At 67.9% G+C, this 24669-nt stretch carries 27 protein-coding genes; 10 read left to right on the top strand and 17 right to left on the bottom strand.

The genetic code is table 11. The annotated features are described in order from the left end of the window. Positions 1 to 6 precede the first annotated feature (6 nt). From AB4Y94_RS10350 to hrcA, 9 genes are all read right to left on the bottom strand, one after another. Positions 7 to 1293, bottom strand: coding sequence for an alpha/beta hydrolase (locus AB4Y94_RS10350; protein ID WP_441727732.1), 1287 nt, complete (start codon positions 1291 to 1293; stop codon positions 7 to 9). A 265-nt stretch (positions 1294 to 1558) separates the two neighbouring features. Then, the gene (gene era / locus AB4Y94_RS10345; protein WP_441727731.1) at positions 1559 to 2458 is read right to left on the bottom strand and encodes a GTPase Era; all 900 of its coding nucleotides are present in this window, start codon (positions 2456 to 2458) and stop codon (positions 1559 to 1561) included. Next, positions 2451 to 3770 (bottom strand): hemolysin family protein, encoded by a 1320-nt coding sequence (locus tag AB4Y94_RS10340; protein ID WP_441727730.1) that lies wholly within the window; start codon positions 3768 to 3770, stop codon positions 2451 to 2453. The genes era and AB4Y94_RS10340 overlap by 8 nt, the downstream gene beginning before the upstream one ends. Next, positions 3767 to 4234, bottom strand: a complete 468-nt coding sequence (gene ybeY, locus AB4Y94_RS10335; protein WP_441727729.1) for an rRNA maturation RNase YbeY — start codon at positions 4232 to 4234, stop codon at positions 3767 to 3769. The genes AB4Y94_RS10340 and ybeY overlap by 4 nt, the downstream gene beginning before the upstream one ends. After that, positions 4231 to 5247 (bottom strand): PhoH family protein, encoded by a 1017-nt coding sequence (locus tag AB4Y94_RS10330; RefSeq protein ID WP_441727787.1) that lies wholly within the window; start codon positions 5245 to 5247, stop codon positions 4231 to 4233. The genes ybeY and AB4Y94_RS10330 overlap by 4 nt, the downstream gene beginning before the upstream one ends. A 64-nt stretch (positions 5248 to 5311) precedes the next feature. Further along, positions 5312 to 5674, bottom strand: coding sequence for an HIT domain-containing protein (locus AB4Y94_RS10325; RefSeq protein WP_441727728.1), 363 nt, complete (start codon positions 5672 to 5674; stop codon positions 5312 to 5314). Positions 5675 to 5742: 68 nt separating this feature from the next. After that, positions 5743 to 6528 (bottom strand): 16S rRNA (uracil(1498)-N(3))-methyltransferase, encoded by a 786-nt coding sequence (locus tag AB4Y94_RS10320; protein WP_441727727.1) that lies wholly within the window; start codon positions 6526 to 6528, stop codon positions 5743 to 5745. Positions 6529 to 6531: 3 nt separating this feature from the next. Beyond that, positions 6532 to 7638 (bottom strand): molecular chaperone DnaJ, encoded by a 1107-nt coding sequence (dnaJ, locus tag AB4Y94_RS10315; protein ID WP_441727726.1) that lies wholly within the window; start codon positions 7636 to 7638, stop codon positions 6532 to 6534. 62 nt (positions 7639 to 7700) lie between these two features. Then, the gene (gene hrcA / locus AB4Y94_RS10310) at positions 7701 to 8723 is read right to left on the bottom strand and encodes a heat-inducible transcriptional repressor HrcA (protein WP_441727725.1); all 1023 of its coding nucleotides are present in this window, start codon (positions 8721 to 8723) and stop codon (positions 7701 to 7703) included. A gap of 170 nt (positions 8724 to 8893) precedes the next feature. On the opposite strand from hrcA, the gene AB4Y94_RS10305 reads away from it, so the two are divergent. From AB4Y94_RS10305 to AB4Y94_RS10295, 3 genes are all read left to right on the top strand, one after another. Further along, complete coding sequence (locus AB4Y94_RS10305; protein ID WP_441727724.1) at positions 8894 to 9334, top strand: DUF4870 domain-containing protein; 441 nt, start codon at positions 8894 to 8896, stop codon at positions 9332 to 9334. Positions 9335 to 9409: 75 nt separating this feature from the next. After that, positions 9410 to 9790: a DUF4870 domain-containing protein gene (locus AB4Y94_RS10300; RefSeq protein WP_441727723.1), complete on the top strand. Its 381-nt coding sequence runs from the start codon at positions 9410 to 9412 to the stop codon at positions 9788 to 9790. Between the two features lie 542 nt (positions 9791 to 10332). After that, entirely contained in the window at positions 10333 to 10809 is a 477-nt protein-coding gene (locus AB4Y94_RS10295; protein ID WP_441727722.1) for a hypothetical protein, read from the top strand. 282 nt (positions 10810 to 11091) lie between these two features. Here AB4Y94_RS10295 and hemW read toward each other — a convergent pair whose 3' ends face one another. From hemW to lepA, 3 genes are read right to left on the bottom strand one after another with little or no spacing between them, the layout of a single operon-like run. Continuing rightward, positions 11092 to 12318 (bottom strand): radical SAM family heme chaperone HemW, encoded by a 1227-nt coding sequence (gene hemW, locus AB4Y94_RS10290; protein WP_441727721.1) that lies wholly within the window; start codon positions 12316 to 12318, stop codon positions 11092 to 11094. Between the two features lie 5 nt (positions 12319 to 12323). Next, the gene (locus AB4Y94_RS10285; protein ID WP_441727720.1) at positions 12324 to 12971 is read right to left on the bottom strand and encodes a DUF1990 family protein; all 648 of its coding nucleotides are present in this window, start codon (positions 12969 to 12971) and stop codon (positions 12324 to 12326) included. Between the two features lie 4 nt (positions 12972 to 12975). Beyond that, positions 12976 to 14826: a translation elongation factor 4 gene (gene lepA, locus AB4Y94_RS10280; protein ID WP_441727719.1), complete on the bottom strand. Its 1851-nt coding sequence runs from the start codon at positions 14824 to 14826 to the stop codon at positions 12976 to 12978. Between the two features lie 73 nt (positions 14827 to 14899). On the opposite strand from lepA, the gene AB4Y94_RS10275 reads away from it, so the two are divergent. The 3 genes from AB4Y94_RS10275 (at position 14900) to AB4Y94_RS10265 (ending at position 16569) form a co-directional block, all read left to right on the top strand. After that, positions 14900 to 15658 (top strand): alpha/beta fold hydrolase, encoded by a 759-nt coding sequence (locus AB4Y94_RS10275; RefSeq protein ID WP_441727718.1) that lies wholly within the window; start codon positions 14900 to 14902, stop codon positions 15656 to 15658. A gap of 119 nt (positions 15659 to 15777) precedes the next feature. Further along, complete coding sequence (rpsT, locus tag AB4Y94_RS10270) at positions 15778 to 16041, top strand: 30S ribosomal protein S20 (protein WP_441727717.1); 264 nt, start codon at positions 15778 to 15780, stop codon at positions 16039 to 16041. A gap of 84 nt (positions 16042 to 16125) precedes the next feature. After that, complete coding sequence (locus tag AB4Y94_RS10265; RefSeq protein ID WP_441727716.1) at positions 16126 to 16569, top strand: hypothetical protein; 444 nt, start codon at positions 16126 to 16128, stop codon at positions 16567 to 16569. Between the two features lie 39 nt (positions 16570 to 16608). Here the strand turns inward: AB4Y94_RS10265 and holA are convergent, their stop codons facing one another. Beyond that, on the bottom strand, positions 16609 to 17646 hold the full coding sequence (gene holA, locus AB4Y94_RS10260; protein WP_441727715.1) for a DNA polymerase III subunit delta: 1038 nt from the start codon (positions 17644 to 17646) through the stop codon (positions 16609 to 16611). 265 nt (positions 17647 to 17911) lie between these two features. On the opposite strand from holA, the gene AB4Y94_RS10255 reads away from it, so the two are divergent. Further along, the gene (locus AB4Y94_RS10255; protein WP_441727714.1) at positions 17912 to 19621 is read left to right on the top strand and encodes a DUF222 domain-containing protein; all 1710 of its coding nucleotides are present in this window, start codon (positions 17912 to 17914) and stop codon (positions 19619 to 19621) included. On the opposite strand, the gene AB4Y94_RS10250 is transcribed toward AB4Y94_RS10255, so the two are convergent. From AB4Y94_RS10250 to AB4Y94_RS10235, 4 genes are all read right to left on the bottom strand, one after another. Continuing rightward, the gene (locus tag AB4Y94_RS10250; protein WP_441727786.1) at positions 19515 to 19769 is read right to left on the bottom strand and encodes a DUF2809 domain-containing protein; all 255 of its coding nucleotides are present in this window, start codon (positions 19767 to 19769) and stop codon (positions 19515 to 19517) included. The genes AB4Y94_RS10255 and AB4Y94_RS10250 overlap by 107 nt on opposite strands. Before the next feature lie 137 nt (positions 19770 to 19906). Further along, complete coding sequence (locus tag AB4Y94_RS10245; protein ID WP_441727713.1) at positions 19907 to 20980, bottom strand: alkene reductase; 1074 nt, start codon at positions 20978 to 20980, stop codon at positions 19907 to 19909. Between the two features lie 81 nt (positions 20981 to 21061). Continuing rightward, a complete protein-coding gene (locus AB4Y94_RS10240; protein WP_441727712.1) occupies positions 21062 to 21289 on the bottom strand; it encodes a hypothetical protein in 228 nt (75 codons plus the stop codon). A 144-nt stretch (positions 21290 to 21433) separates the two neighbouring features. After that, on the bottom strand, positions 21434 to 22951 hold the full coding sequence (locus AB4Y94_RS10235) for an SDR family NAD(P)-dependent oxidoreductase (protein WP_441727711.1): 1518 nt from the start codon (positions 22949 to 22951) through the stop codon (positions 21434 to 21436). 117 nt (positions 22952 to 23068) lie between these two features. On the opposite strand from AB4Y94_RS10235, the gene AB4Y94_RS10230 reads away from it, so the two are divergent. Genes AB4Y94_RS10230 through AB4Y94_RS10220 form a run of 3 tightly spaced genes read left to right on the top strand, consistent with a single transcriptional unit; the run spans position 23069 to position 24668 of the window. Then, on the top strand, positions 23069 to 23512 hold the full coding sequence (locus AB4Y94_RS10230; RefSeq protein WP_441727710.1) for an SRPBCC family protein: 444 nt from the start codon (positions 23069 to 23071) through the stop codon (positions 23510 to 23512). Between the two features lie 9 nt (positions 23513 to 23521). Further along, entirely contained in the window at positions 23522 to 24124 is a 603-nt protein-coding gene (locus AB4Y94_RS10225) for a mycothiol-dependent nitroreductase Rv2466c family protein (protein WP_441727709.1), read from the top strand. 55 nt (positions 24125 to 24179) lie between these two features. Further along, positions 24180 to 24668: a ribose-5-phosphate isomerase gene (locus tag AB4Y94_RS10220; protein ID WP_441727708.1), complete on the top strand. Its 489-nt coding sequence runs from the start codon at positions 24180 to 24182 to the stop codon at positions 24666 to 24668. Position 24669: the final 1 nt, after the last annotated feature.

The following is a 24669-nucleotide window of genomic DNA, read 5'->3' as shown; positions in this document are numbered from 1 at the left end:
TTCCCTTCATTGGGCCGTCAAACCCAGGTCGTGTGCCAGCAGCGGAAGGGAGGTGGTCCACGCGTACCTCACGGTGTGCCAGTCGTGCCCGGTGCCGGGAGACTCGATCAGCCGGACGGCGGCGCCGGCCTTGCCCGCGGCATCCGTCAATTGGCGCGCCCACTGACGATACCGGCCGTCGCTCGCGCCGACGGCGAAGATCGCATTGAGGCCGGCGTACGGTGCGTGTGCGGCGAGGATTGCCGACGGCATCGCGGCATCGTATGCCGCCGTGCTCCCCCCGAAAGCGGCCGCGACGGTGTGCGCGACCGTACCGTTCCGGGGCTCCAGCTCACCGGAGATGTCGAACACCGTTCCATACAGTCGCGGATGCGACGCCCCCAGCTGGATCGCGCAGGTCCCGCCCTGCGAGAATCCGGCGACCGCCCAGCCTTCCGGTCCCGTGCGAACTTTGAAATGCGTCCGAATCCAGTTCGGCACGTCGACGGTGAGGTAGGTCGCCGAGTTGCCGAGCGGGGAGTCGAGGCACATCGGGTTCTTCTCCGGCGCCCCCAGTTGGTCGGGCACGACGACGATCGGGGCGACCCCGCCATGGCTGGACGCCCAGGAATCGAGGATCGGCGCCAGCTGGCCGGCGACGAAGACGTCCTGCGGACTACCGGGCTGACCGGAGAACGCTTCGATCACCGGAAGCACCGGGGGGTGTGCCGTGAGGGCGGCCGGAGGGAGGTAGACGAGGGCCGGCCGAGCTGCGAACCCCGAGGCCGCGCCCGGGATGGTGACGGACCCGACGCTGCCGCGGGCGGGGGGTCTCACCGTCGCACCGGATGCCAGCGTGCCGTAGACCGGTATCCCGAGCGCCGCCCGAACAGTGGGGAACTGGCCGACCTCCGCGTTGATGCCGGCCGCCGTCACGAGCAGGCAGAGCGGCAGCGCGAGGATCGCGACCGCACGCTGCCAGCCACGAAGCACGGTGACCCCGGTGACAGCCAGCGCGAACCCGGCGCACAGCACGGCGGTCCAGACCCGGGTCGGGGTGGAGAAGCTCACTCCGAACACGTCAAGCACGTCGCCGGCGAGCCAGGCGAGCAGCCAGCCGGTGAGCGCGCCGGCCACGAGGATGACCACCGTGTTCCGCTCCGCACGGCGTTGGCCGCGTCTGCTGGCATCGGACCTGGCGGGGCGGCGGAACAGCAGGACCAGGAGCGCGGCCCCGACCAAAGCGCCGACCAGGTCGAGCGCCAACAGGAATGCCCAGCCGTCGATCCTGAAATTGAGCAACTGGTCGATCATCAAAGCCTCCCTCGCCACTTTCGCACCTGGGGAAGCGCCGGGACACGGAGCGGCCTCACTCTGAGCGAGGGTTCAGCCGCAGGGCGGCCAAGTCACAGTCAACACACGGCTGGCGCCCCGGCCACGCTCGCCCCGGCCACGCTCGCCCCGGCCACGCTCGCGAGTGCGGTCAAAGTGTCGCCCAGCGCGAACCCGAGGCGGCAATTTGACCGCACGCGCGCACGAACTGGGAGGGTGAAGCGCCAGGGCGGCCGTGGGGCGGCGCCTAGAACCCGAGGCGCCCCAGCTGCTTGGCGTCGCGCTGCCATTCCTTGGCGACCTTGACCCGCAGCGAGAGGAACACCCGCTTGCCGACCAGCGGCTCGATCTGCTTGCGGGCGCGCATGCCGACATCCTTCAGCCGGCTGCCGGACTTGCCGATGATGATGCCCTTCTGGCTGTCCCGCTCCACGAACAGGTTGGCGTAGATCTCGACCAGCTCCTGGTCGTCGCGCTCGATGATGTCATCGATGGTGACCGCGATCGAGTGCGGCAGTTCGTCGGTGACGCCCTCGAGCGCAGCCTCACGGATGTACTCGGCGATCCGCGATTCGAGGGTTTCGTCGGTGACAACGTCGGCCGGGTAGAGCGGCGCCTCGGACGGGGGCAGCAGGCGCAGGAGTTCACCGGCGAGGGTGTCCAGCTGGATGCGGCTGGTCGAGGAGATCGGGACGATCGCCTCCCAGTCCCGAAGCTGCGACACGGCGAGGAGCTGGGCCGCGACGGTGGTCTTCGATGACGCGTCGATCTTAGTGACGATGGCGACCTTGCGGGCCCGCGGGAACGCATCCAGTTGCTCGTTGATGAATTTGTCGCCGGGGCCGATCGGTTCGTTGGCCGGGATGCACAGTCCGATCACGTCGACGTCGCCGAGGGTTGACTGCACCAGGCTGTTCAACCGCTCGCCGAGCAGGGTGCGCGGCCGGTGGATGCCCGGGGTGTCGACCAGGATCAGCTGGCCGTTCTTCTGGTGCACGATCCCGCGGATCGCGCGCCGTGTGGTCTGAGGCTTGGACGAGGTGATCGCGACCTTCTCCCCCACCAACGCGTTGGTGAGCGTGGACTTGCCCACGTTGGGCCGCCCCACGAACGAAACGAATCCTGCCCGGTATTTGTCCTCAGCCACGTTCTTGTGCTCCTTCATCGTCTGAACCGTTCAGGAACGCGGACTGCGCATCGATCAGCGCCTCGTCCCGTTCCACCACCACTGTGCTGATCCGCTTCCGGCGACCCTCGGTGCGCTCGGCGGTCAGGATCAGCCCGCTCGTTGTCGCCACCGATCCCGCCACCGGGAGGCGCCCGAGCGCCTTGGCCAGTAGCCCGCCCACCGAGTCGACGTCGTCGTCGTCCAGGTCGAGGTCGAACAGCTCGCCGAGTTCGTCGACGGGCAGCCGGGCGCTCACCCGGTAGCGCCCGGCGCCGAGGTCTTCGACCTCGACCACGTCGCGGTCGTATTCGTCGGAGATGTCGCCGACCAGTTCCTCGATCAGGTCCTCGAGGGTGACGAGGCCCGCGATGCCGCCGTATTCGTCGACGACCATCGCCAGGTGGTTCGACTCGAGCTGCATCTGCCGGAGCAGGTCGTCCGCCTTCTTCGACTCGGGCACGAACACCGCCGGCCGGGCCAGTTCGCCCACGGTCAGCGACTCCGCGTTGATCGGGCGCTCGTACACCAGGCGCGCCACGTCGCGCAGGTAGAGGATGCCGGTGACGTCGTCGACCTCGCCGTCGATGACCGGCACCCGCGAGATCCCGCGGCTGAGGAACAAGCCCATCGCCGGGCCGATGGTGGCGTCTGCGTCGATGGTGACCATGTCGGTGCGGGGAATCATGATCTCGCGCACGACAGTGTCGTTGAATTCGAAGATGGAGTGGATCAGTTCCCGGTCGTCTTCTTCGAGCACGTCGAGTTCGGTGGCCTCGTCGACCATGCTGAGCAGCTGGTCCTCCGAGGTGAAGCTCGCCAGCCGGGCGCGGCCGGGTGTGACCCGGTTGCCGAGGGCGACGAGCGCGTTCGCGATCGGGCCGAGCATCACCCGCAGGAAGTGCACCATCGGCGCGGTGAGCCGCAGCAGCATGCCGGGGTGGGCCCGGCCGACACTGCGGGGGCTGGCGCCGACCAGCACGAACGACGCGGCCGTCATGATCAGGGCGGAGAGGACGAGGGCGACCCACAGTTCCTTGACCGTGGTCGCGAAGGCCAGGGTCACCAGCACCGCGGCCGTGGTCTCGGCGATGATCCGCACGAAGCTGATCGCGTTCAAGTGCGCGCCGGTGTCTGTGGAGATCGCGAGGAGGGAGGTGCGGGCCCGGGAGTGGTCGGCGAGGTCGGCGATATCGGCCCGGGACTGGGCGGTGATCGCCGCGTCCACCGCCGCCATCAGGCCGCCGAACGCGACCAGGACCACGGCTATCGCGACGAACCAGCCCACGATCATGCGGTGCTGCGCTTCTCCTGCAATGCGAAGCTCACCAGGATGTCGCGCTGGATGGCGAACATCTCCTTCTCTTCATCCGGCTCGGCGTGGTCGAAGCCGAGCAGGTGCAGGATGCCGTGGGTGGTCAAGAGGAGCAGCTCCTCCAGGGTGCTGTGGCCTGCTGTCTCCGCCTGGCCCTGCGCGACCTGCGGGCACAGCACGATGTCGCCGAGCAGGCCGGGCGGGGTTTCGGCGTCTTCGGTGCCCGGACGCAGTTCATCCATGGGGAAGCTCAGGACGTCGGTCGGGCCCGGCTCATCCATCCACTGCACGTGCAGCTGCTCCATCGCGCCCTCGTCCACGAGCACGATCGCCAGTTCGGCGTCGGCGTGCACGTGCATGGCGTCCAACGCGAAGGCGGCGAGCCGCAGGATGGTTGCCTCATCGACCGGGATGGTCGACTCGTTGTTGATCTCGATGCTCAACTGGGTCTCCGTTTCGGGAAGCGGTCGCGGGGCACAGCGGAGCGACGCTCGGCCCGGTTCGCGAATTCTCTGGCCTGTTCGCTCTCGTAGCGCTGGGCCTGCTTATGGGCGTCATATTCGGTGTACGCGTCGACGATGCGCCCGACCAGCGAGTGCCGGACTACGTCGGCGCTGGTGAGCCGGGAGAAGTGGATGTCGTCGATGTCGTCGAGCACCCGGGTGACCAGGCGCAGGCCGCTGGAGCCGGCGGGCAGGTCCACCTGGGTGATGTCACCGGTGACGACCATCTTGGAACCGAAACCGAGCCGGGTCAGGAACATCTTCATCTGCTCCGGCGTGGTGTTCTGCGCTTCGTCGAGCACCACGAAGGAGGAATTGAGGGTGCGGCCGCGCATGTAGGCCAGCGGGGCCACCTCGATGGTGCCGGCGGCGAGCAGCTTCGGCACCAGCTCCGGGTCCATCATCTCGTTGAGGGCGTCGTAGAGCGGGCGCAGGTAGGGGTCGATCTTGTCGGTGAGGGTGCCGGGGAGGAAGCCGAGCCGCTCCCCCGCCTCGACCGCCGGGCGGGTGAGGATGATCCGCTCGACCTCCTTGCGCTGCAACGCCTGCACGGCCTTGGCCATGGCGAGGTAGGTCTTGCCGGTTCCTGCCGGGCCGATCCCGAACACGATGGTGTTCTCGTCGATCGCGTCGACGTATTCCTTCTGGCCGAGGGTCTTCGGGCGGATGCTCTTGCCCCGGGACGTGAGAATGGCCTGCCCGAGCAGTTCCGACGGACTCTGCGTGCTGTCGATGCCCAGCATCCGAGCGGATGTCGTCACCTCGGCCTCGCCGAGTTCCTGCCCGTTGCGGATCATCAATTGCAACTCCTCGATCAGTCGGCGCACGGCCTCGACTTCGGCTGCCGTGCCGGCCAGGGTGATTTCGTTGCCGCGCACGAGGACGTTCACGGCCGGGTACTGCTTTTCGATGGTGGTCAGGAATCGGTCCTGCGGTCCGAGGAGCCGCACCATGGCGATGCCGTCGACGTGTAGTTTCGTCTCGCTGTGCGGTTCATTCGCGTTCTCGAACGGCGGGTCACTCTGAGCCAAGTGTGCCCTCCCCCAGACGCCCGCCGAGCACATGGGCGTGCACATGGAAAACGGTCTGGCCGGCGTCCTCGCCGGTGTTGAAGACCAGGCGGAACTGGCCGTTGGTCAACTCGTCGGCGACCTGCCTGGCCACGTCGACCAGTTCGGCCAGCAGGCCGGGGTCGCCGGCGGCGAGTTCGGCCACGTTGCGGTAGTCCTCGCTCTTGGTGGTGACCACCACGTGCACCGGCGCCTTCGGGGCCACGTCGTTGAACGCGATGATGCGGTCGGTCTCAGCCACGATGGTCGCCGGGACCTCACGCCGGGCGATGCGGCTGAAGATGGACGGGGCGGAGCCGGTGGAAGACATGTCTCTATCTTAAGCGGGGTCGCGATCTTAAGCGGGGTCGCGCTTCTGCGGGGTCGCGCTTGGACGCCCTACCAGCGGCCGAGGGCCTGGTTCAGGATGGCCAGCGCTGCCGGACCCGCCGTCGAGGTGCGGAGCACGGTCTCACCGAGGCGCACGGCGACGGCCCCGGCCTGGTCGAGCAACGCCAGTTCTGAGGGCGCAATGCCGCCCTCCGGACCGACCACCAGGATGATGTCGGTGCCGCTGTCGGTGCCGCTGTCGGTACGTGTGCTGCCAGCATTGCCGGCCGCGCGAAGCCCGGCCACCTCGGTGAGGCGGGCCGATGCCGTGGGCTCGAGCAGCAGCATCCGCGTCGAACCGGCCAGCGAAGCGAGTTGCTTCGTGCTGGCCAGTTCGGAGACCTCGGGAAGCCACGGCCGGATCGACTGCTTGGTGGCCTCGCGCACGATGCTCGCCCAGCGTTCCCGGCCCTTGGCGACTTTCGCGCCTTCCCAGCGCGACACCGAACGGGCCGCAGCCCACGGGATCACCCCGTCGACCCCGAGTTCGGTGGCCGCCTGGATCGCGAGCTCGTCACGGTCTCCCTTGGCGAGGGCCTGCACCAGGCGGATGCGCGGGCTCGGCGCCGCTGTGACCGTCGCCTCGGCGACCTCCAGCGTCAACTCGGCGGCCGCCGCCGACACCACGGTGCCGCGGAGCATCAGCCCGGCCCCGTTCCCCAACTGGAGCTGCTCGCCCGGACGGATCCGGCTGACGGTGACCGCGTGCTTGGCCTCGCTCCCGCCGACGCTGACGACGGCGCCGGGAGCGCAGTCCTCTGGGCGCAGGGACTCGTCGAGGAAGAAGTGCGCCATTCGCTAACCGAGGAAGCGGTCGCGGAGTTTGGCGAACAGGCCCTGCTGGAAGTGGCCGAGTGTGGGCTCCGGTGCCTTGTGCCGGTCGGCGAACTGCTGGATCAGGTCGCGTTCCTTATGGTCGAGGCGGGACGGGGTGACCACCTGCACGCCGATCTTGAGGTCGCCGCGACCGGAGCCGCGGAGCTTGGTGACCCCGCGGTCCTTGACCGTGATGATCTCGGAGCTCTGGGTGCCGGGCCGCAGGTCGACCTCGACGTCGCCGTCGAGCGCGTGCAGCGTCGCCGTGGTGCCGAGGATCGCATCCGTCATCGCCACTTCCAGCGTGGCGAGGAGGTCGTCGCCGTTGCGGCTGAACACGTCGTGGTGGCGCACCTTGATCTCAAGGTAGAGGTCGCCGTTCGGGCCGCCGGCCGGGCCGGCTTCGCCGCTGCCCGGCATCTGGAGCCGGAGGCCGGTGTCGACGCCGGCGGGGATGTCCACCGGAACGGTGCGGCGGGCGCGGATGCGGCCCTGGCCCTGGCAGGTGACGCACGGGGTGGCGATGATGGTGCCGTAGCCGCGGCAGGTGCCGCAGGGGCTCGACGTCATCACGTTGCCGAGCAGGGAGCGCACGGCGCGCTGGATACTGCCGGTGCCGTGGCAGATGTCGCAGGTGACCGGTCCGGTGCCCGGCTGGCAGCAGGTGCCGTTGCAGGTCTCGCAGACGATGGCCGTGTCGACCTCCATCTCGCGGTGGGTGCCGAAGATGACCTCGTCGAGGTCCACCTCCACCCGGATCAGCGCGTCCTGGCCGCGCTCCCGGCGCGACCGGGGGCCGCGGCTGGAGCCGCCGCCACCGCCGAAGAAGGTCTCGAAGATGTCGCCGAAGTTGCCGAAGTTGCCGCCGTCGAATCCTCCGCCGCCCTGGCCGCCGAGGTCGTACTGCTGGCGCTGGGTCGGGTTGCTGAGCACGTCATAGGCGTGAGTGACGGTCTTGAACCGCTCTGACGCGTCGGCGCTGGGGTTCACGTCGGGGTGCAGTTCGCGAGCCAGCCGGCGGTACGCCTTCTTGATCTCGTCGATCGAGGCGTCGCGCGAAACGCCGAGTACTTCGTAATGGTCAGCCAAAAGCGGCTCTCCTCAGTGCTATCTGGATGGTGCTTTGTGTGTGTTCCGAATTCGGGAGAAGGTCAATTCTCGCCAAGCAAGCGTGACAGGTACCGGGCGACCGCGCGAACGGCCGCCATGTTGTTGGAATAGTCCATGCGGGTCGGACCCAGCACACCGAGCCGGGCCTTGTCGCCGCCGGCCTGGGTGTATCCGCTGGTCAGAACGGATGTCTCTCCCAGCCCGAACGAGGCGTTCTCACGTCCGATGCTCACCGAGACCCCGTGTTGGTCGATGGCCATCTCGTCGAACAGGCGCAACAGCACCACCTGTTCCTCGATCGCCTCCAGCACCGGGTAGATGCTTCCGGTGAAGTCCTCTTCGGTGCGCACCAGGTTGGCGGCGCCGGCCATGACCAGCTTGTCCTGGCGGTTGGCCCCGACCTGTTCGATCAGTGCCGAACCGATCAGTCCGGCCACCTCGGAGAGCCGTGGCGGGACAAGGCCACCGGCGTGCTGCAGCGCGGTGGCAGCTTCCGCCATGGTCGTGCCGCCGATGGACACGTTCAGCCGGGCCCGAATGTCGCCCAGCGCCTCCTCGTCGACCGGGTGCGGCAGGTCGACGACGCGCTGCTCGATCCGGCCGGAGTCGGTGATCAGCACCGACAGCACCCGGGTCTCGGTGAGCTGCACCAGTTCGATGTGGCGCACCCGGGCGCGCGACAGTGAGGGGTATTGCACCAGTGCCACCTGGTGGGTGAGCTGTGACAGCAGCCTGACGCTGCGGGCGAGCACCTCGTCGAGGTCGGTGGACTGGCCGAGGAAGGTTTCGATGGCCTGGCGCTGCGCCGGGGTGAGCGGGCGGAGGTCGGCGAGGTGGTCGACGAAGATCCGGTAGCCCTTGTCGGTGGGGATGCGGCCGGACGAGGTGTGCGGGGCGGCGATCAGCTCCTCTTCTTCGAGGAGCGCCATGTCGTTGCGGATGGTGGCTGCAGACACTCCGAACGAGTGCCGTTCGACGATGGACTTCGAGCCCACCGGTTCCCGGGAGGCGACGTAGTCCTGCACGATGACGCGCAGTACTTCAAGGCTTCGATCCGACACCATGACGACCGCCTCCTTCCACCCACCAGTCGTTAGCACTCAGGCTCATTGAGTGCTAATCATATCGCGAGTTCTAGCCGTGTTCTCATTGCTAACGGATGATTCGGAGGGTTACGTTATGCATGTACCGAAGTAAGGCAACGGACTACCACCACCGTCTGAAAGGGACCATCATGAGCGATTCGCAACCGGGGCCGCAGGACCCGGGCATGGGCCAGCAACCGCAGCAGCCGTACCAGCCTCAGGCGCCGGTCGCAGCGCCTCCGCTCACCGAGGCGGATGACCGCCAGTGGGCCTCGTTCGCGCACCTCGGCGGGATCCTGTCCTTCCTGCCGTCGCTCATCATCTGGCTGGTGTTCAAGGACCGCGGACGGTTCACCGAGGTCGAGGCCAAGGAGGCGCTGAATTTCCAGATCACGCTGGTCATCGGCTACGTCGCGATCAACATCATCGGGATCTTCCTGGCCCTGGTCACCTTCGGAATCGGTGGGGTGTTCTCGCTGCTGGTCTGGGTGCTGTGGGTGGTCGGTGTGATCTTCTCCATCCTCGGCTTCATGAAGGCGAAGGACGGCGAACATTACCGTTACCCGTTCGCCCTCCGCCTGATCAAGTAGTTTCCCGCTACTCTGTCCTCGTCCCGTCACCCATCCGAGCCAGCGCTCGCAAGAGCGCCCGATGAAGGAGTCTGAATGTCCGACGCACCTCCCCCGCCCCAGAACGCAAACCCGTACCAGGCGCCGACCGCGATGAACCCGTCGGACGAGAAGCTGTGGGCGACGCTGATCCACATCGGCGGAATCCTGTTCGGTTTCCTGCCGGCACTCATCGGCTACCTGGTGCTCAAGGACCGCGGGCCGTTCATCCGCGCACACACCGCCACGGCGCTGAACTTCCAGATCACCCTGCTGATCGGCTACATCGTCGGAAGCATCCTGATCGTGGTGCTGATCGGGATCTTCATCCTGTTCCTGGTGTGGATCGCCTCGATCGTCTTCGGCATCATCGCAGCCCTCGCGGCGAACAAGGGTGAGGCATACACCTATCCGCTGGCGATCAAGTTCGTCAGCTGAGCCGGCGCTAGTCGACAGCTCGGGCCCCGCCCCTTCGGATCAACCCAATTGATCCGCAAGGGGCGGCGACACGACCTTCCCACCGTATGCGCGGCGTGTCACCTGCTGGCCTCCCCGCCGCCTTCGTCCCGATCAGGTACGTATAACGCACCTTCGTTCCGCGAATGAGCGTGCGTTATACGTTCCTCACACCCGCGTGCGGACTGCGGATGCCAGACCGTGGAGAATTCCAGCGGCACGGGCGCACAGCAGGCACTCTCGTCGCATGGCTCCGCGGATACCCCTCCCCGACGACCACACCGGTCGCCCCTTCCTTTTCAACGCAGCGACGCGCTCCGGCCTCGGCCGTTCACGGCTCAGCGGCGCCGACCTCGCGCGCCCGTTCTGGGGCGTTCGCGCCGCCACGACCAGCGTCGATACCGAGTCGCTCTGTCGAGCGCTCCAGCTTCGGCTCCCACCGACAGCCTTTTTCAGCCACGCCACAGCAGCGCAACTCTTGCGGCTGCCGGTCCCGCTGCGGCTGCAGTCACCGCGGCCGCTGCATGTCGCTGTTGCAGCGCCAACCCGCGGTGGACATCCGCGGGGTGACGGGGCACCGGCTCGTGATCCTGCAGAACGACGTCGGGTCCCTGGGCGGAATCCAGCTCACTGGGCCCGTGCGCACCTGGCTGGACCTCTCTGCGCACCTGTCCCTGCTCGAGCTCGTGGCGGTCGGCGACTACCTGGTCCACTGGAGGCATCCGTATGCCACGATTACCGAATTGACGGATGCCGCGGCCGCGTACCCGGGTCGCCGCGGCCGGGCGCTGGTCCGGGCGGCACTGCCGTTGTTTCGGACTCGGTCTGAGTCGCCACGCGAGTCGATCCTGCGCGTCATCATCGTCCTCTCAGAGCTCCCCGAGCCGGAATGCAACCGCGAGATATTCGACCCTGCCGGACGCTTCCTCGCCCGCGGGGACCTGGTATACCCCGACTACAAGCTGCTGCTCGAATACCAAGGGCGATCATCACCGCACTGACAAGCGCCAATGGCGTTACGACATCACCCGGTTGGCGCGGCTCGAGGACTATGACTGGAAGGTCCTGCAATACACCAACGCCGATCTGAAGGCCCCGGAGGAACTCGTTGCGCGTGTTGAACGCCGCCTTCGCTCCCAGGGATGGCAAGGACTCCGCGAATTCCGCTGACGGGAGCCAGCACGAACGGGGCAGCGCCGGGGTGAGGTACGTAGTGCGGGCGACGCGGCCGGGCGACGCGCGGGGCGGCCGACGCGCAGGGTGACGCGTACGGGGCGGGCTGGTCAGTCGGCGAGCAGGCGGCGTACCACGGCGTCGGCGAGCAAGCGCCCGCGCAGGGTCAGCCGGATCGTGCCGGCCAGCGCATCCCGGGCGTCGACGAGCTCGTCGGCGATCAACCCGGCCACCTCGGTCCGGCCCCGCGGGGTGAGCGAGGCGACGGGGATGCCGTCACGGATCCGGCTGCGCAGCAGCACCCGCTCGGTCTCCCGGGTGGCGGCGTCGAGGGTCTCCCGCCCGGCGGCCGGGGACACTCCTGCCAGCACCCGGTCGGCGTACGCGGCCGGATGTTTGACGTTCCACCAGCGCACGCCGCCGACGTGGCTGTGCGCGCCCGGCCCGACGCCCCACCAATCCTGGCTGGTCCAGTAGGCGAGGTTGTGCCGGGACCGATGCGCCGCATCCGTTGCCCAGTTGCTCACCTCATACCAGCCGTAACCGGCCGCGCCGAGCAGCTCGTCGGCCAGTTCGTAGAGGTCGGCCTGGTGGTCCTCGTCGACCGCCGCCACCTCGCCGCGCCGGATCTGGCGGGCGAGCTTGGTGCCGTCCTCCACGATCAGCGAATAGGCGCTGACGTGGTCGGGGCGCTGGGCGATGACGTGCTCCAGGCTGGTGCGCCAGTCCTCCAGGGTCTCCCCCGGCGTGCCGTAGATCAGGTCGAGGCTGACATCGAGTCCGGCGTCCCGCGCCCACTGCACGACCAGCGGAATCCGCGCCGGGTCGTGGGTGCGTTCGAGGGTGGCGAGAACGCGCGGCACCGCGGACTGCATCCCGAACGACACCCGGGTGAAGCCGGCACCGGCGAGCTCGGCGAGGTAGGCGGCGTCGACGGAGTCGGGGTTCGCCTCCGTGGTGACCTCAGCGCCCGGCGCGAGCCCCCAGGTGCCACGCACGGCGTCGAGCATCCGGACCAGGTTCTCGGCGGGAAGCAGGGTGGGGGTTCCGCCGCCGAAGAAGACGGTGGAGGCGGGACGCGCGGCCAGGCCGGAGTCGGTCAGGATCCGACCGCCGGCCTGGATCTCGAGGACAGCCTGGCCGGCGTAGTCGCTCTGCCTGGCACCGCGGAGTTCGGTGGCGGTGTAGGTGTTGAAGTCGCAGTAACCGCAGCGCACCCGGCAGAACGGCACGTGCAGGTAGACGCCGAAGTCGCGTTCGGCGGCGCCGACGGATGTGCTGGCCGGAAGCAGCCCGTCCGGTGGTGCGGGGTCGCCGAGCGGGAGGGCGCTGGGCATCGCGGTTACGCCCCTCCGGCGGGGTGCAGGGCGCGCAGGTAGCGCTTGGTGAACTTGGCCTGCTGCAGGCTGAGCACCGGCCACGCCAGACGGTAGTACCAGGTGCTCGGGCGGGCGAACGCGCGGATGGTGAACCAGACCGAGTCATCGTCCCGGTGTTCCACGATCCACGACTCCTCGCCGCTTTCCGGGTGGCCCTTCATCGTTCCGTAGGCGAATCCGATCCGGGCGGCTTCGTCGATGACGTAGACCACCCGCACCGGAGCAGTGACGGTGAACGGCCCGAACGGCACCTTCAGGACCGCTGTCATCCCATTTGTGATGTACGGGGTGCCGTCCTCTGCGAACGTCGCCTCGTTCACCGGATGCCGCTGCTCGGCTGCCGGGGTTCCCCCGTCGGTGTAGACGATGCCGCTGTACTGCTCGCCGGTGCCGGTCTCCGGATCGGTCACCTCGATGCCGCTCCCCCGTTGCACCCCCCACGTCATCAGCGACTTGGACGCGATCTCGAACCGTTCCCGTCCGCTGCCGAGTTTCACCGACCGTTCCAGCGGCCGGTGGCCCTTCGGCGGGTACTGCAGCAGGTCAGGTGCCAGGGTGCCGCCGATGGCCGCGTACGTGACAGCGGCGTCGGTGAAGGTGGCGCGTCGCATCCGCTTACTTCTTTTCCTTCTTCTCGGTGTCGCCGCTGAGGGCGGCGATGAACGCCTCCTGCGGCACCTCGACGCGGCCGACCATCTTCATGCGCTTCTTGCCCTCTTTCTGCTTCTCGAGGAGCTTGCGCTTGCGGCTGATGTCGCCGCCGTAACACTTGGCCAGGACGTCCTTGCGCATCGCCCTGATGCTCTCCCGGGCGATGATGCGCGCGCCGATGGCGGCCTGGATCGGCACCTCGAACTGCTGCCGCGGAATCAGCTCGCGCAGCCGGCCGGTCATCAGGGTGCCGTAAGCGTAAGCCTTGTCGCGGTGCACGATTGCGCTGAACGCGTCGACCTGCTCGCCCTGCAACAGGATGTCGACCTTGACCAGGTCCGCTTCCTGGGAGCCGACCGGCTCGTAGTCGAGTGAGGCGTACCCGGCGGTACGGCTCTTCAGGTTGTCGAAGAAGTCGAACACGATCTCGCCGAGCGGCATCGTGTAGCGGATCTCGACCCGGTCCTCGCCGAGGTATTCCATGCCGAGGAGGATCCCGCGGCGGCTCTGGCAGAGTTCCATGATCACCCCGACATAGTCCTTGGGAGCGAGGATGGCCGCCTTGACGACGGGCTCCTCGACCGACGCGATCTTCCCGTTCGGGAACTCGCTGGGGTTGGTGACGGTGACCGTCTTCTTGTCATCGGTGGTGACCTCGTACGGCACGCTCGGCGCCGTCGCGATCAGGTCGAGGTCGAACTCCCGCTCCAGGCGCTCGGTGATGATTTCGAGGTGCAGCAGGCCCAGGAAGCCGCAGCGGAAGCCGAAACCGAGGGCGACGGATGTCTCCGGTTCGTACACGAGCGACGCGTCGGAGAGCTTGAGCTTGTCCAGCGCCTCGCGGAGGATCGGGAAGTCGCTGCCGTCGATCGGGTACAAACCCGAGAACACCATCGGCTTGGGCTCGGTGTAGCCCGGCAACGCATCGGTGGCGGGCTTCGACGCGGTGGTGACGGTGTCGCCGACCTTCGACTGGCGCACGTCCTTCACGCCCGTGATCAGGTAGCCGACCTCTCCGACGCCGAGGCCCTTGCTCTCGGTCGGCTCCGGGGAGCTCACCCCGATCTCGAGGATCTCATGGGTGGCCCGGGTCGACATCATCTGGATCTTCTCGCGCGGCTTCAACGAGCCGTCGATCATCCGCACATAGGTGACGACACCGCGGTAGCTGTCGTAGACGGAGTCGAAGATCATGGCCCGGGTGGGCGCGTTCGGGTCGCCGACCGGGGCGGGGATGAGCTGGGTGGCGCGGTCGAGGAGCTCGCTGACGCCGATGCCGGTCTTGCCGGAGACCCGCAGCACGTCGTCGGGGCTGCCGCCGATCAGGCTGGCCAGCTCCTTCGCGTACTTCTCCGGGTCGGCTGCGGGCAGGTCGATCTTGTTCAGCACCGGGATGATGGTGAGGTCGTTCTCGAGGGCGAGGTAGAGGTTCGCCAGGGTCTGCGCCTCGATGCCCTGCGCGGCGTCGACCAGGAGGATGGCGCCCTCGCAGGCGGCGAGGCTCCGGGACACCTCGTAGGTGAAGTCGACGTGGCCGGGGGTGTCGATCATGTTCAGCGCGTATGTCTGGCCGTCGAGCTCCCACGGCATCCGCACTGCCTGGCTCTTGATGGTGATGCCGCGTTCGCGTTCGATGTCCATACGGTCGAGGTACTGGGCACGCATCGACCGGTCGTCGACCACGCCGGTGATCTGCAGCATCCGGTCGGCAAGGGTCGACTTGCCGTGGTCGATGTGGGCGATGATGCAGAAGTTACGGATGAACGCAGGCGGGGTGGCGGCCGGTTCAAGCGCGCGGAGGGCTCTCGGTGACATGATGCGTCAATTCTCCCATGCCAGCGGCCGGTGGCCCACCGCGGACCGGCGGGCCGGCGGTTACGCTGGCCGTATGACCGCTGACAGGGGCGACCCCCCGTTGCTGCTGGTGCACGGCATCCGCACCTCCTCGTCGATGTGGCGCCACCAGGTCAGGGCCTTGCGGGCCGACGGATACGAGGTGCTCGCGGTGGACCTGCCCGGTCACGGCACCCGGCTGGCCGAGCCGTTCACCGTCGAATCCGCGCTGGCCGCGATCGATGACGGGGTTCGGGAGCTGGGTCGCCCGGTGATCCTGGTTGGGCTGTCGCTCGGCGGGTATTACGCGATCGCGTATGCCGCCCGCCACCCGGAGCGGGTCGCCGGCCTGGTCGCCGCGGGATGTTCGGCCCAGCCGCACGGGCCGGCCCTGGAGGCGTACCGTGGACTCGCCCGGCTGATCCATCGACTCCCCGACCGGGGCCTGTGGCTGCACATGCAGATGGTCCGCCGGCTGCTCCCGGCGGAAGGGGCACTGGACGCGGTGGCGGGTGGAGTCGCCCTCGACGTCATGGATCCCGGCCTGCGGGCCACCGGACGCCTCGATCCGCTGGCGGACCTGAATGGATACCCCGGACCGGTGTGGCTGGTGAACGGGCGCTTCGACCACTTCAGGCTTGATGAGCGGCGTTTCCTGGCGGCGTGCCGGGACGGCAGGTTGATCGTGGTTCCCCGGGCGCCGCACCTGGTGAGCCTGGCCCAACCGGAGCGGTTCACCCGTGTGCTGCGGAGGGTCGCGGCCGAACTCGCCGCCTCGCCGAGGACGAGCGCGATTGTCGGGCTGGACGTTTAGCTGGTATCGTTGTCTCTTGGCTTGCGTGTCGGGTCCCACCCCGCACGATTTTCGCCGTGAAGCGCCCTCTCTCGCTGAGCGGCCTGTCCAAACCATTTCTCGAACGAAAGCGTACAAACGTGGCAAATATCAAGTCGCAGATCAAGCGAATCGGCACCAACAAGAAGTCGCAGGAGCGCAACAAGGCGGTCAAGAGCGAATTCAAGTCGGCCATCCGCGCTACCCGCACCGCCGTTGCCGCCGGCGACAAGGACAAGGCTGTCGCCAGCCTGGCCATCGCGTCGAAGAAGCTCGACAAGGCAGTCAGCAAGGGCGTCGTGCACAAGAACCAGGCTGCGAACAAGAAGTCGGCCATCGCGAAGGCTGTTTCCGCGCTGAGCTAGTTCGTTTGCTTCACAGTTTCACGATTGCACCCCGGGTCACATTGGCCCGGGGTGCAATTGCGTTTACCCCCTAGAATGTGGCTCGTGACCCATGATTCGACAGGAAACGCACCATCCCAGGACGCGGTGGGCGGAAACGGCGCGGACACCGCGCCGTTCGTCTCTGCCGGGCCGGGAGCGAGCAGAACGGCCCGGCGCGGCATCCGCTTTCTGACGGTCCTGGCGGCACTCTTCGTCGCCGCTGTTCTCGCTGTCGCGATCATGATCGGTCTCACGCTGTTCCCGCCGAGCGCATCTCAGACGGTGTGGGTGCAGTTCTCCGAGCTTGAGGGGCGGGTGCAACTGGGTTACTGCCCGTCGCTCGCCGGCACGTTCGAGGGCACGGCCTTCACCGGCGATCTCGACGGCAGCTCGGACATCGTGCCGGTCAAGGTGAGCGCTGATGAATGCGGCAACGCCCGGTTCGCCGATGGTGTCTGGCTGTACCTGCACCGGGCGTCGGTGACGATCGCGTCGACGGCAAGGTAGCCGCACCTGGGTCGCCGGGTGCGGGCCTGGGTCGGTGCTTCAGGCTTCGCCCCGCCGGGCGATGATTCCGATCAGCCGTTCGAGGGAGAACACCGGGTCGCGTCCGCCGCCCTTGACGTCGGCATCCGTTTCGGCCAGGGCCTCGATGCAGCGTGCCAGGCCGGCGTCGCTCCAGCCGCGCAGGTCACGCTGGGCTCGTTCGACCTGCCACGGCGCGAGGCCGAATTGCGCGGCCAGCTGCCCGGATCCGCCGCGCGCGCCGAACAGCTTCGCCATGGTGCGCACCTTGCTGGCGAACGCGGCGACGATCGGCACCGGGTCGGCGCCGGAGGACAGGGCGTGGCGGAGGGTGATGAGCGCTTCCCCGTGCCGCCCGGCGATGGCCGCGTCGGCCACCCGGAACGCGTTGGTCTCGATGCGGCCGCCGTAGTAGCGGTCGACGGTCGTTTCGGTGATCTCGGCGGTGGCGTCGGAGATGAGCTGCTGGCAGGCCGCCGAGAGTTCCGCCAGGTCGTCGGAGAACGCCGCGACCAGGGAGCGCAGCGCGCTGGGTGTGACCCGTTTGCCGGCCACGCTGAATTCAGTGGAGGCGAACTCGTACTTCTCGGTGTCCTTCTTCAGTTCGGTGCAGACGACCTCGATGGCACCGCCCTGCCCACCGCGGACGGCGTCGAGCAGCTTCTTGCCGCGGACTCCCCCGCCATGGCGCAGGACCACCGTGGTGTCGTCGGCGGGATTCTGCAGATAATCGAGCATCTCGACCAGGAGGCCGTCGCTGGCTTTCTCGACCGAGGCCACCCTGATCATCCGTGGCTCACCGAAAAGCGAGGGGCTCGCCAACGTGAGCAGTTCGCCCGGCGCGTAGCTGTCCGCCTGGATGTCGCTGACCTCAAGGCTGGGGTCTTCGAGCCGCAGGAAGTCGCGGAGCTGGCGGATCGCCCGCTCGGCGAGGAACGTTTCGGTGCCGGAGACCAACACGATCGGGGCGGGACGCACCTGGTTCCAGAGGAGTTGCGGGATCGCCACCGCCGTCTTGCCCTTGCCGGGGGCGGCTGATCTGGCGGGTCGAGTGGCCACACGGTTCCTTTCGGTGCTCAATCAAGCCTAGCCGTGGCCACTGACGCTTCCGGTCCGGTCGGCGGGGGCTACGGCGGCCCGGACTGGCGGGTCCGTGAGGAAATGTCAGTGGTGGTTCGTAGGGTGGATGTATGGATACCTGGACCGCGCAGGATTGCCGAACGGCCTGGTTGGTTGCGCGCCTATGTGGTGTCACGTTTGGTGTCACGGGGGAGTTATCCACAGGGTCTGAGGAAATGTCAGTGGTGCTTCCTAGGGTGGAAGTATGAACACCCGGACCCCGCAGGCCACGCCGGACCGTACGGTCGCCGGTGASKCTGTCGCCGGCATGGCCGTGGCGGGGGCAGTGTGGGCCCGGGCGGGGTGGGCCGGGGCGGTGTGGGCCGAGGCGCCGTGGGCCAGGGGGGTGCCGGTGGATCCGGCGGCGGAGTGGTTCGGSGCCGGGTTTGAGGAGTGGCTGACCGTGGTGGGGGTCGGGGAGGGTGAGGATCCGGGGTTCGAGGCGCCGCCGGACCCGTTCGGTGCCGCCGAGGCCGGTGATCCCCCGGAGGGTGACGCGTTCGTGTCGGAGTATTCGCCGCGTCTGGCGGGGTTGTTGGATGAGCTCACCGAGGACGATGCGGTGTTGATGATGCGGGCGGCGCGGCGGGCCCGCACGGTGGAGGCGGCCCGGGTGTGGGCGTTGTCCTCGGACGAGTTCGTGTTGCTGGATGACCGGATGTCCGCGTCGAGACGGTTGGAGTGGGTGATGCGGGCGTTCGTGTCGGAGGTCGGGGCTCGGGAGCACCTGTCGGATGCGATGGCGGGCCGGTTGGTGGACGAGAGCCGGATGYTGSTGGGTGAGTTGCCGGGGACGTTGGAGGCGTTGGGGAGCGCGCGGATCAGTTACCGGCACGCGCAGGTCATCATCAGCCAGGCCCGGACCCTGCCGGTGTCGGCGCGGGCGGGGTTTGAGGAGGCGGTCCTGCCGGAGGCGGCGTTGCTGCCGGCGGGGAAGTTCCGGAAGGTCGCCGTGAGGGCGCGGGAGTATCTGCATCCGGAGTCGATCCAGGTGCGGTCCCGGACGGCCAGGGAGGAACGTTACCTGGGTTTTGATCCGGCCGCGGACGGGATGGCGTGGGTCACCGCGTATCTCCCCGCGGACCGGGCGCAGGCGTTGTTCAACCGGGTCACCACGATCGCGAAATCGTTGCAGCAGCTGGACGGGGAGACCCGCACCCTGCCGCAGATCCGCGCCGACGTCGCGTCCGACCTCCTCCTCGACGGACAGGTCCTGGATGGCCAGCGCCCCGAGGGTGACGCGTCAGACGGCCAGGCGGTCGACGGGCACACCCACGACGGGCCGGTACACGACGGGCACACCCACGACGGGCACCCGGTCAACGGGCAGCTTCCCGGCGGGTCGGGGTGGCGGGTGCTCGGCTCGGACCAGGCCGACCCGGCACCCGACGCCCGACGGTTGTCGCGGCGGGACCGAAGGATGGCCAAGCGGAAGGGACCCAATTGGGGGATCCGGCCGACGGTGATCGTGACGGTGCCGGTGATGACGCTCCTGGGCCACAGCGACGAACCCGGCACCCTCGACGGGTACGGGCCGATCGACGCGGACACCGCCCGGCGTCTGGCCGCGACGGCGCCCTCGTTCCGCCGGCGACGGGATCCTCGACTGGACCTCCCCGACCGGGAAGACCTACACCACCTACCCGGCCACCACCATGCCCCACCCGCCGCCACCGCGAGCCACACCAGAGGCGACCAGCGCGCCACCCGATCCGCTCGACCAAGCAGCACAATTCTGAATCTCGTAACGTTTGGCCGCCAGTCTGACCCAGTCAGCGGCGGGGCGGGATCAATCGCTCATCGGCCGGTCAGCGGTCCGCCTGAGGTGGCATGTGGTGCGCGAATCGCGTGGTCGCCCCGAGAATCAACCGCGACACCGGGAACAGCTCTGCGAGTGACGCGGGAACGCCCGTGAGCTGGGCAACCTCGATCGCGGCACACAGCGCGAATGAGATCGCGGCCACAACGAGTGATCTGACCCGGACACCCACGATGGCGGTGAGCAGGTACACCACGACCGCATAGAGTGCGTCCCCGGCGAAATCCGCGACCGCACCATCCATCAGGAAGTGGACCACCAGGCCCAGCCCGACAACGGGCACCGCAACTGCGGCGAGCCTGACCCGGCGTCTGGAGTCAGCAACCGGGTCATGCCGCCAGCCTATGCGCGCGCGACCGCCGATAGCGTGCCCCGCCGGCGCTATGCGCTCAATCGCGGGTAGTCCGTGTAGCCCCTGGCGCCCGCGGCATAGAACGTCGCGGAGATGGGCTCGTTCTCCTGCTCCTCGGTCTCCCAGCGCTCGATGAGGTCGGGATTCGCGATCGCCGGGCGGCCGATGGCCACAGCATCGGCGTGTGCCCCCTCGACCAGTTCGATCGCTTCCTCACGCGTCGTGACGGTGGAGAAGCCGCTGTTGACGATGATCTTTCCGCCGAAGCGACTACGAATGCCCTGAACGAGGGCACCGGCCGGTTCGTTGTGGAGCACGCTCAGGTAGGCGAGACCGAGCGGCGCAATGCCGTCGGCAAGGGCGTCGTAGGTCGACGCGACGTCGGCGAGATCCGTCTCGAGCACATCCTGGATGTTGTGCATGGGGGAAATGCGAAGACCGACCCGGCCGCCGCCGATCTCGTCCGCGACAGCCCGGACGACGTCGATGAGGAACCTCGCGCGGTTCTCCGGTGACCCGCCGAACTCGTCTTCACGTTGATTCGACGCCGAGGACAGGAATTGGTGCAGCAGGTAACCGTTTGCCCCATGGATCTCGACTCCGTCCAGCCCGGCAGCGATCGCATTCCGTGCGGCGGTCACAAACTCTTCCCTGACCATCGCGAGATCGGCGGGTGTAAGGGCATGCGGGATCTGAAAGGGCGCCTTGCCGGTGGGCGTCCGAACCTCACCAGCGATCGCGATGGCACTCGGAGCGACGGTGCGGCCGGTTCCGCTGATAGCGGTGTGTGAGACTCGCCCGCCATGCATCAGCTGCATCACGATCCGGCCACCGTGCGAGTGAACGGCTTCGGCGACACCCCGCCAGCCGTCCACCTGGTCGTCACCCAGGATGCCGGGCTGCCCGGCATAGGTACGAGACTCCGCGCTGAGGTAGGTGCCCTCCGTGATGATCAGGCCCATGCTGGCTCGCTGCGCATAGTGCTCGGCGATGAGGTTCCCCGGCACCCCGGTTCCGTCGGAGCGCAGCCGGGTGAGAGGCGCCATGACCACCCGGTTGGGCAGGTGCAGGTCGCCGAGCGAAATGGGCGCGAACAAGTTCATCAAGAGGCCTTCCGAGGTGGGTGCGCCGCCACCGACGGAACCCTCATGACAACGCGACGAGGTGCCCCGGGTATTCCGAACTCAGTCGACCGGTTCCACTTGCGTCGCAATATAGCCACGGTCGGCGGCAGAAAGCACGACCTTGGCATCCGCTGGCAGACCGTCGACGTTGCAGATCGTGCAGATCTCGCTGAGGATCCGCGCGGGAAGCGACTCCTCCATGTGTGTCACCAGCCATTGCTTGGCCGGAATATCCAGGTGAGGCCACCACAATTCGATGGGTGGCAGCTCCGATGCGATGTGCATCACAGCCCTCCTCTCGATGAGACCAGTGCTGCGCTTCCAACGATACGCTTCGCGATCCGTCCCGAGGAAGGGAATCCATCGCGCTCTGGCGCGACCCGGCGCGTCCCTGCCCGGCCGCCGACGCGGCGGGCACCATCGCTGGGGCGATCACCAGCCGGCAGGCTTGTAGTCCTTGAGGAAGACGCCGTGAAGGTCCTCGCCCGCTTCGCCGCGCACGATCGGGTCGTACACCCGTGCCGCCCCGTCGACCAGGTCCAGCGGTGCATGGAAGCCCTCTTCGGCCAGGCGCACCTTGGTCGGGTGCGGGCGCTCGTCGGTGATCCAGCCGGTGTCGACGCTGGTCATCAGGATGCCGTCGGACAGCATCTCCTTGGCGCTGGTGCGCGTCAGCATGTTGAGCGCCGCCTTGGCCATGTTCGTGTGGGGATGTCCGGGGCCCTTGTACCCGCGGCCGAACACGCCCTCCATTGCTGACACGTTCACCACGTAAGTGCGTCGGGCAGCGGATGCCTTCATCGAGGCACGCAGCCGGCTCACCAGCAGGAACGGCGCGGTTGTGTTGCACAACTGCACTTCCAGCATCTCCAGCGGGTCGACGTCTTCGACGTTCGCGGTCCAGCTATTGACGTGGTGCAGGTCGGGCACCAGCCCGCCGGCGTCGATCGCGGTCCCTGCGGCGAGGTGCGCGAGCGAGGACGAACCCGGCGCCAGCGCCAGGTTGGTCAGGTCGTCGGCCGTGAGCGCTCCGGATTTCGCGATAGCCGCTGCGGCCAGGATCGGATGGCTGGCCACCGAGGCAGCCAGGGCAAGCGGATGCGCGTCACTGGTGTGCCCGAACGTCACGATCTCGGGCATCTGGCCGGCGGGCAGCGACGGCAACGGCGACTGCTCTGCTTCGACCAGCGGTGAATACGAGCCGGGGGAGCGGCGAACGGTCTGGGCCGCGTTGTTGATCAGGATGTCCAGCGGTCCCTGGGCGGCGACCGAGTCGGCGAGGCCGATGACCTGGGCGGGGTCGCGCAGGTCGATGCCGACGATGCGCAGGCGGTGCAGCCAGTCGCCGGAGTCCGGCATTGCCGCGAACCGGCGCACGGCGTCGCGAGGGAACCGCGTCGTGATGGTGGTGTGCGCGCCGTCACGGAGCAGACGCAGGGCGATGTACATGCCGATCTTGGCACGACCTCCGGTGAGCAGCGCCCGCTTGCCGGTGAGGTCAGTGCGTGCGTCGCGTTTCTCGTGGCTCAGAGCAGCGCAACTCGGGCACAGCTGGTGGTAGAACGCGTCGACGAGGGTGTACTTCTGTTTGCAGATGTAGCAGGCGCGGGGAACCAGGAGCTCGCCGGCCGTTGGCGCGTCGACTCCGCGGGTGAGCTGGGCGCCCCGCGTCTCGTCGTCGATGCGGGTGGGCGCTCCGGTCGCGGTCGCCGCGATCACGGTGCGGTCGTATTCGGCGATCGCCTGGCGTTTCTCCGCCCGGCGCACGGTCTTGACCGACTTGAACATCTTGGCGGTCGCCTGGCGCACGGTGGTGAAGTCGGGATGATCAGGGTCGATCTCGCTGAGCGAGGCGAGAACGCGGAGGGTGACCTCGAGGTCGTGCGGATCGATGCCCGACATCACGGGGGTCGTCGACAATTCAGAAGGGGAAAGGGTCTCCGAGGTCATCCGAGAATTCTATGGCGGGCGGATTGGAGAACGCCCTACGCCCGTCCGGCCGCGAACGGCGGTACTGTCCGAACAAGACGGCAGGCGAACGCCTGGCGTACATTTCGAGGAGACGCCGTGAACGATTTCATCGCGCGAGCCCAAACCACGATCGCCGCCCCGGCGAGCCGCGTCTGGAAAGCGCTCACCGACCCAGGCCTGATCCGGCAGTACATGTTCGGCACCGAGGTGATCACGACGTGGGAACCGGGAACATCGATCCGCTACCGCGGCGAATGGGAAGGCAAGCCGTATGAAGACAAGGGCACCATCCTGGACTTCGAACCGGAGAAGCGGATGCGCTCGACCCACTTCAGTCCGCTGGGCGGACAGCCCGACGCGCCGGAGAACTACCACACGCTCACTTACACACTGGCCGAAGAGGGCGGCCGGACCACCGTGACGCTCACCCAGGACAACAATCCCGATCAAGCCGCCGCGGCACACTCTGAGAGCATGTGGCAACCGATGCTGGAGTCGCTGCGGGAGCTGGTTGAGAGCGGCACCCCGCCGGCAGCATAGGCTGGGGCAATGGCTGATTCCGTTGAGTTCTGGTTCGATCCCTCCTGCCCATGGGCGTGGATGACCTCCCGGTGGGTGGACGAGGTTGCCGAACACCGCGACCTCGACGTGACTTGGAACGTGATGAGCCTCGCCGTCCTCAACGAGGACAAGGACGTCAGCGACGACTACAAGGCCTTCTTCCCTCGGGCCCTCAAGTACACCCGGCTGGTGGCAGCGGCCAAGGAGCTGCACGGCGCGCAGATCGTCAAGCCGCTCTACGACGCGCTCGGCACCCGGATCCACCCCGGCGCCAGCATCGACCCCGACGAGGTCATCCCCGCGGCGCTCGCCGAAGTGGGCCTTCCCGCTGACTTGGCCGCGTATGCCGACAGCACGGAATATGACCCGCAGATGCGGGCGAGCCACTTCGAGGGAATCAACCGGGTCGGCCAGGATGTCGGCACGCCGGTCATCGCCGTGGGCGGCGTGGCCTTCTTCGGCCCGGTCATCTCCCCGGCCCCGAAGGGCGCCCAGGCGCTCGCCCTCTGGGATGGCGTCGTCGCAGCGGCCGCATACGACGGGTTCTTCGAGATCAAGCGCACCCGCACCCGGGGACCGATCTTCGACTGAGCCACAGCCGGTCGCCCGGCACCATCCGGCGTGGTCGCGTCAATAGACTGCTGTCATGCGTATCCACATCGCCACCGACCACGCGGGTCTGGATTTCAGCCGCTTCCTGATCGAGCACTTGACGAACGCCGGACACGACGTCGTCGACCACGGCCCGGCCGAGTACGACGCTCTCGACGACTATCCGGCGTTCTGCATCAATGCCGCGCAGGCTGTCGTCGACGACCAGGCCGAGGGGATTCCGGCGCTGGGCGTCGTCTTCGGCGGCTCCGGCAACGGCGAGCAGATCGCCGCGAACAAGGTGCAGGGCGCCAGGGCCGCGCTGGTCTGGAACATCAGCACCGCGCAACTGGCTCGCCAGCACAATGACGCGAACGTCATCTCGATCGGCGCCCGCCAGCACACGGTCGAGGATGCGACGGCGTTCATCGACGCGTTCATCGCCGAACCGTTCTCCAACGAGGAGCGGCACGCGCGACGCATCGCGCAACTGGCCGAATACGAGACGACCGGCGACATCGCGGGGAAAGGCATCCGTCACTAAC

This window comes from Glaciibacter sp. 2TAF33 (assembly GCF_052114945.1).
In the GTDB taxonomy this organism is placed as follows: domain Bacteria; phylum Actinomycetota; class Actinomycetes; order Actinomycetales; family Microbacteriaceae; genus Cryobacterium.
This window is presented reverse-complemented; position numbering and strand designations above follow the sequence as displayed.

Excerpts from the sequence above, each read along its gene's own strand:
- AB4Y94_RS10275 (WP_441727718.1), top strand. The coding sequence starts at position 14,900 with ATGACCGCTGACAGGGGCGACCCCCCGTTGCTGCTGGTGCACGGCATC.
- AB4Y94_RS10235 (WP_441727711.1), bottom strand. The coding sequence starts at position 22,951 with ATGACCTCGGAGACCCTTTCCCCTTCTGAATTGTCGACGACCCCCGTG.
- AB4Y94_RS10250 (WP_441727786.1), bottom strand. The coding sequence starts at position 19,769 with ATGGATGGTGCGGTCGCGGATTTCGCCGGGGACGCACTCTATGCGGTC.
- AB4Y94_RS10300 (WP_441727723.1), top strand. The coding sequence starts at position 9,410 with ATGTCCGACGCACCTCCCCCGCCCCAGAACGCAAACCCGTACCAGGCG.
- AB4Y94_RS10285 (WP_441727720.1), bottom strand. The coding sequence starts at position 12,971 with ATGCGACGCGCCACCTTCACCGACGCCGCTGTCACGTACGCGGCCATC.
- AB4Y94_RS10305 (WP_441727724.1), top strand. The coding sequence starts at position 8,894 with ATGAGCGATTCGCAACCGGGGCCGCAGGACCCGGGCATGGGCCAGCAA.
- AB4Y94_RS10220 (WP_441727708.1), top strand. The coding sequence starts at position 24,180 with ATGCGTATCCACATCGCCACCGACCACGCGGGTCTGGATTTCAGCCGC.
- AB4Y94_RS10295 (WP_441727722.1), top strand. The coding sequence starts at position 10,333 with ATGTCGCTGTTGCAGCGCCAACCCGCGGTGGACATCCGCGGGGTGACG.
- AB4Y94_RS10330 (WP_441727787.1), bottom strand. The coding sequence starts at position 5,247 with ATGGTGCGGCTCCTCGGACCGCAGGACCGATTCCTGACCACCATCGAA.
- AB4Y94_RS10225 (WP_441727709.1), top strand. The coding sequence starts at position 23,522 with ATGGCTGATTCCGTTGAGTTCTGGTTCGATCCCTCCTGCCCATGGGCG.
- hemW (WP_441727721.1), bottom strand. The coding sequence starts at position 12,318 with ATGCCCAGCGCCCTCCCGCTCGGCGACCCCGCACCACCGGACGGGCTG.
- AB4Y94_RS10320 (WP_441727727.1), bottom strand. The coding sequence starts at position 6,528 with ATGGCGCACTTCTTCCTCGACGAGTCCCTGCGCCCAGAGGACTGCGCT.
- hrcA (WP_441727725.1), bottom strand. The coding sequence starts at position 8,723 with ATGGTGTCGGATCGAAGCCTTGAAGTACTGCGCGTCATCGTGCAGGAC.
- AB4Y94_RS10245 (WP_441727713.1), bottom strand. The coding sequence starts at position 20,980 with ATGAACTTGTTCGCGCCCATTTCGCTCGGCGACCTGCACCTGCCCAAC.
- AB4Y94_RS10350 (WP_441727732.1), bottom strand. The coding sequence starts at position 1,293 with ATGATCGACCAGTTGCTCAATTTCAGGATCGACGGCTGGGCATTCCTG.
- lepA (WP_441727719.1), bottom strand. The coding sequence starts at position 14,826 with ATGTCACCGAGAGCCCTCCGCGCGCTTGAACCGGCCGCCACCCCGCCT.
- AB4Y94_RS10340 (WP_441727730.1), bottom strand. The coding sequence starts at position 3,770 with ATGATCGTGGGCTGGTTCGTCGCGATAGCCGTGGTCCTGGTCGCGTTC.
- AB4Y94_RS10325 (WP_441727728.1), bottom strand. The coding sequence starts at position 5,674 with ATGTCTTCCACCGGCTCCGCCCCGTCCATCTTCAGCCGCATCGCCCGG.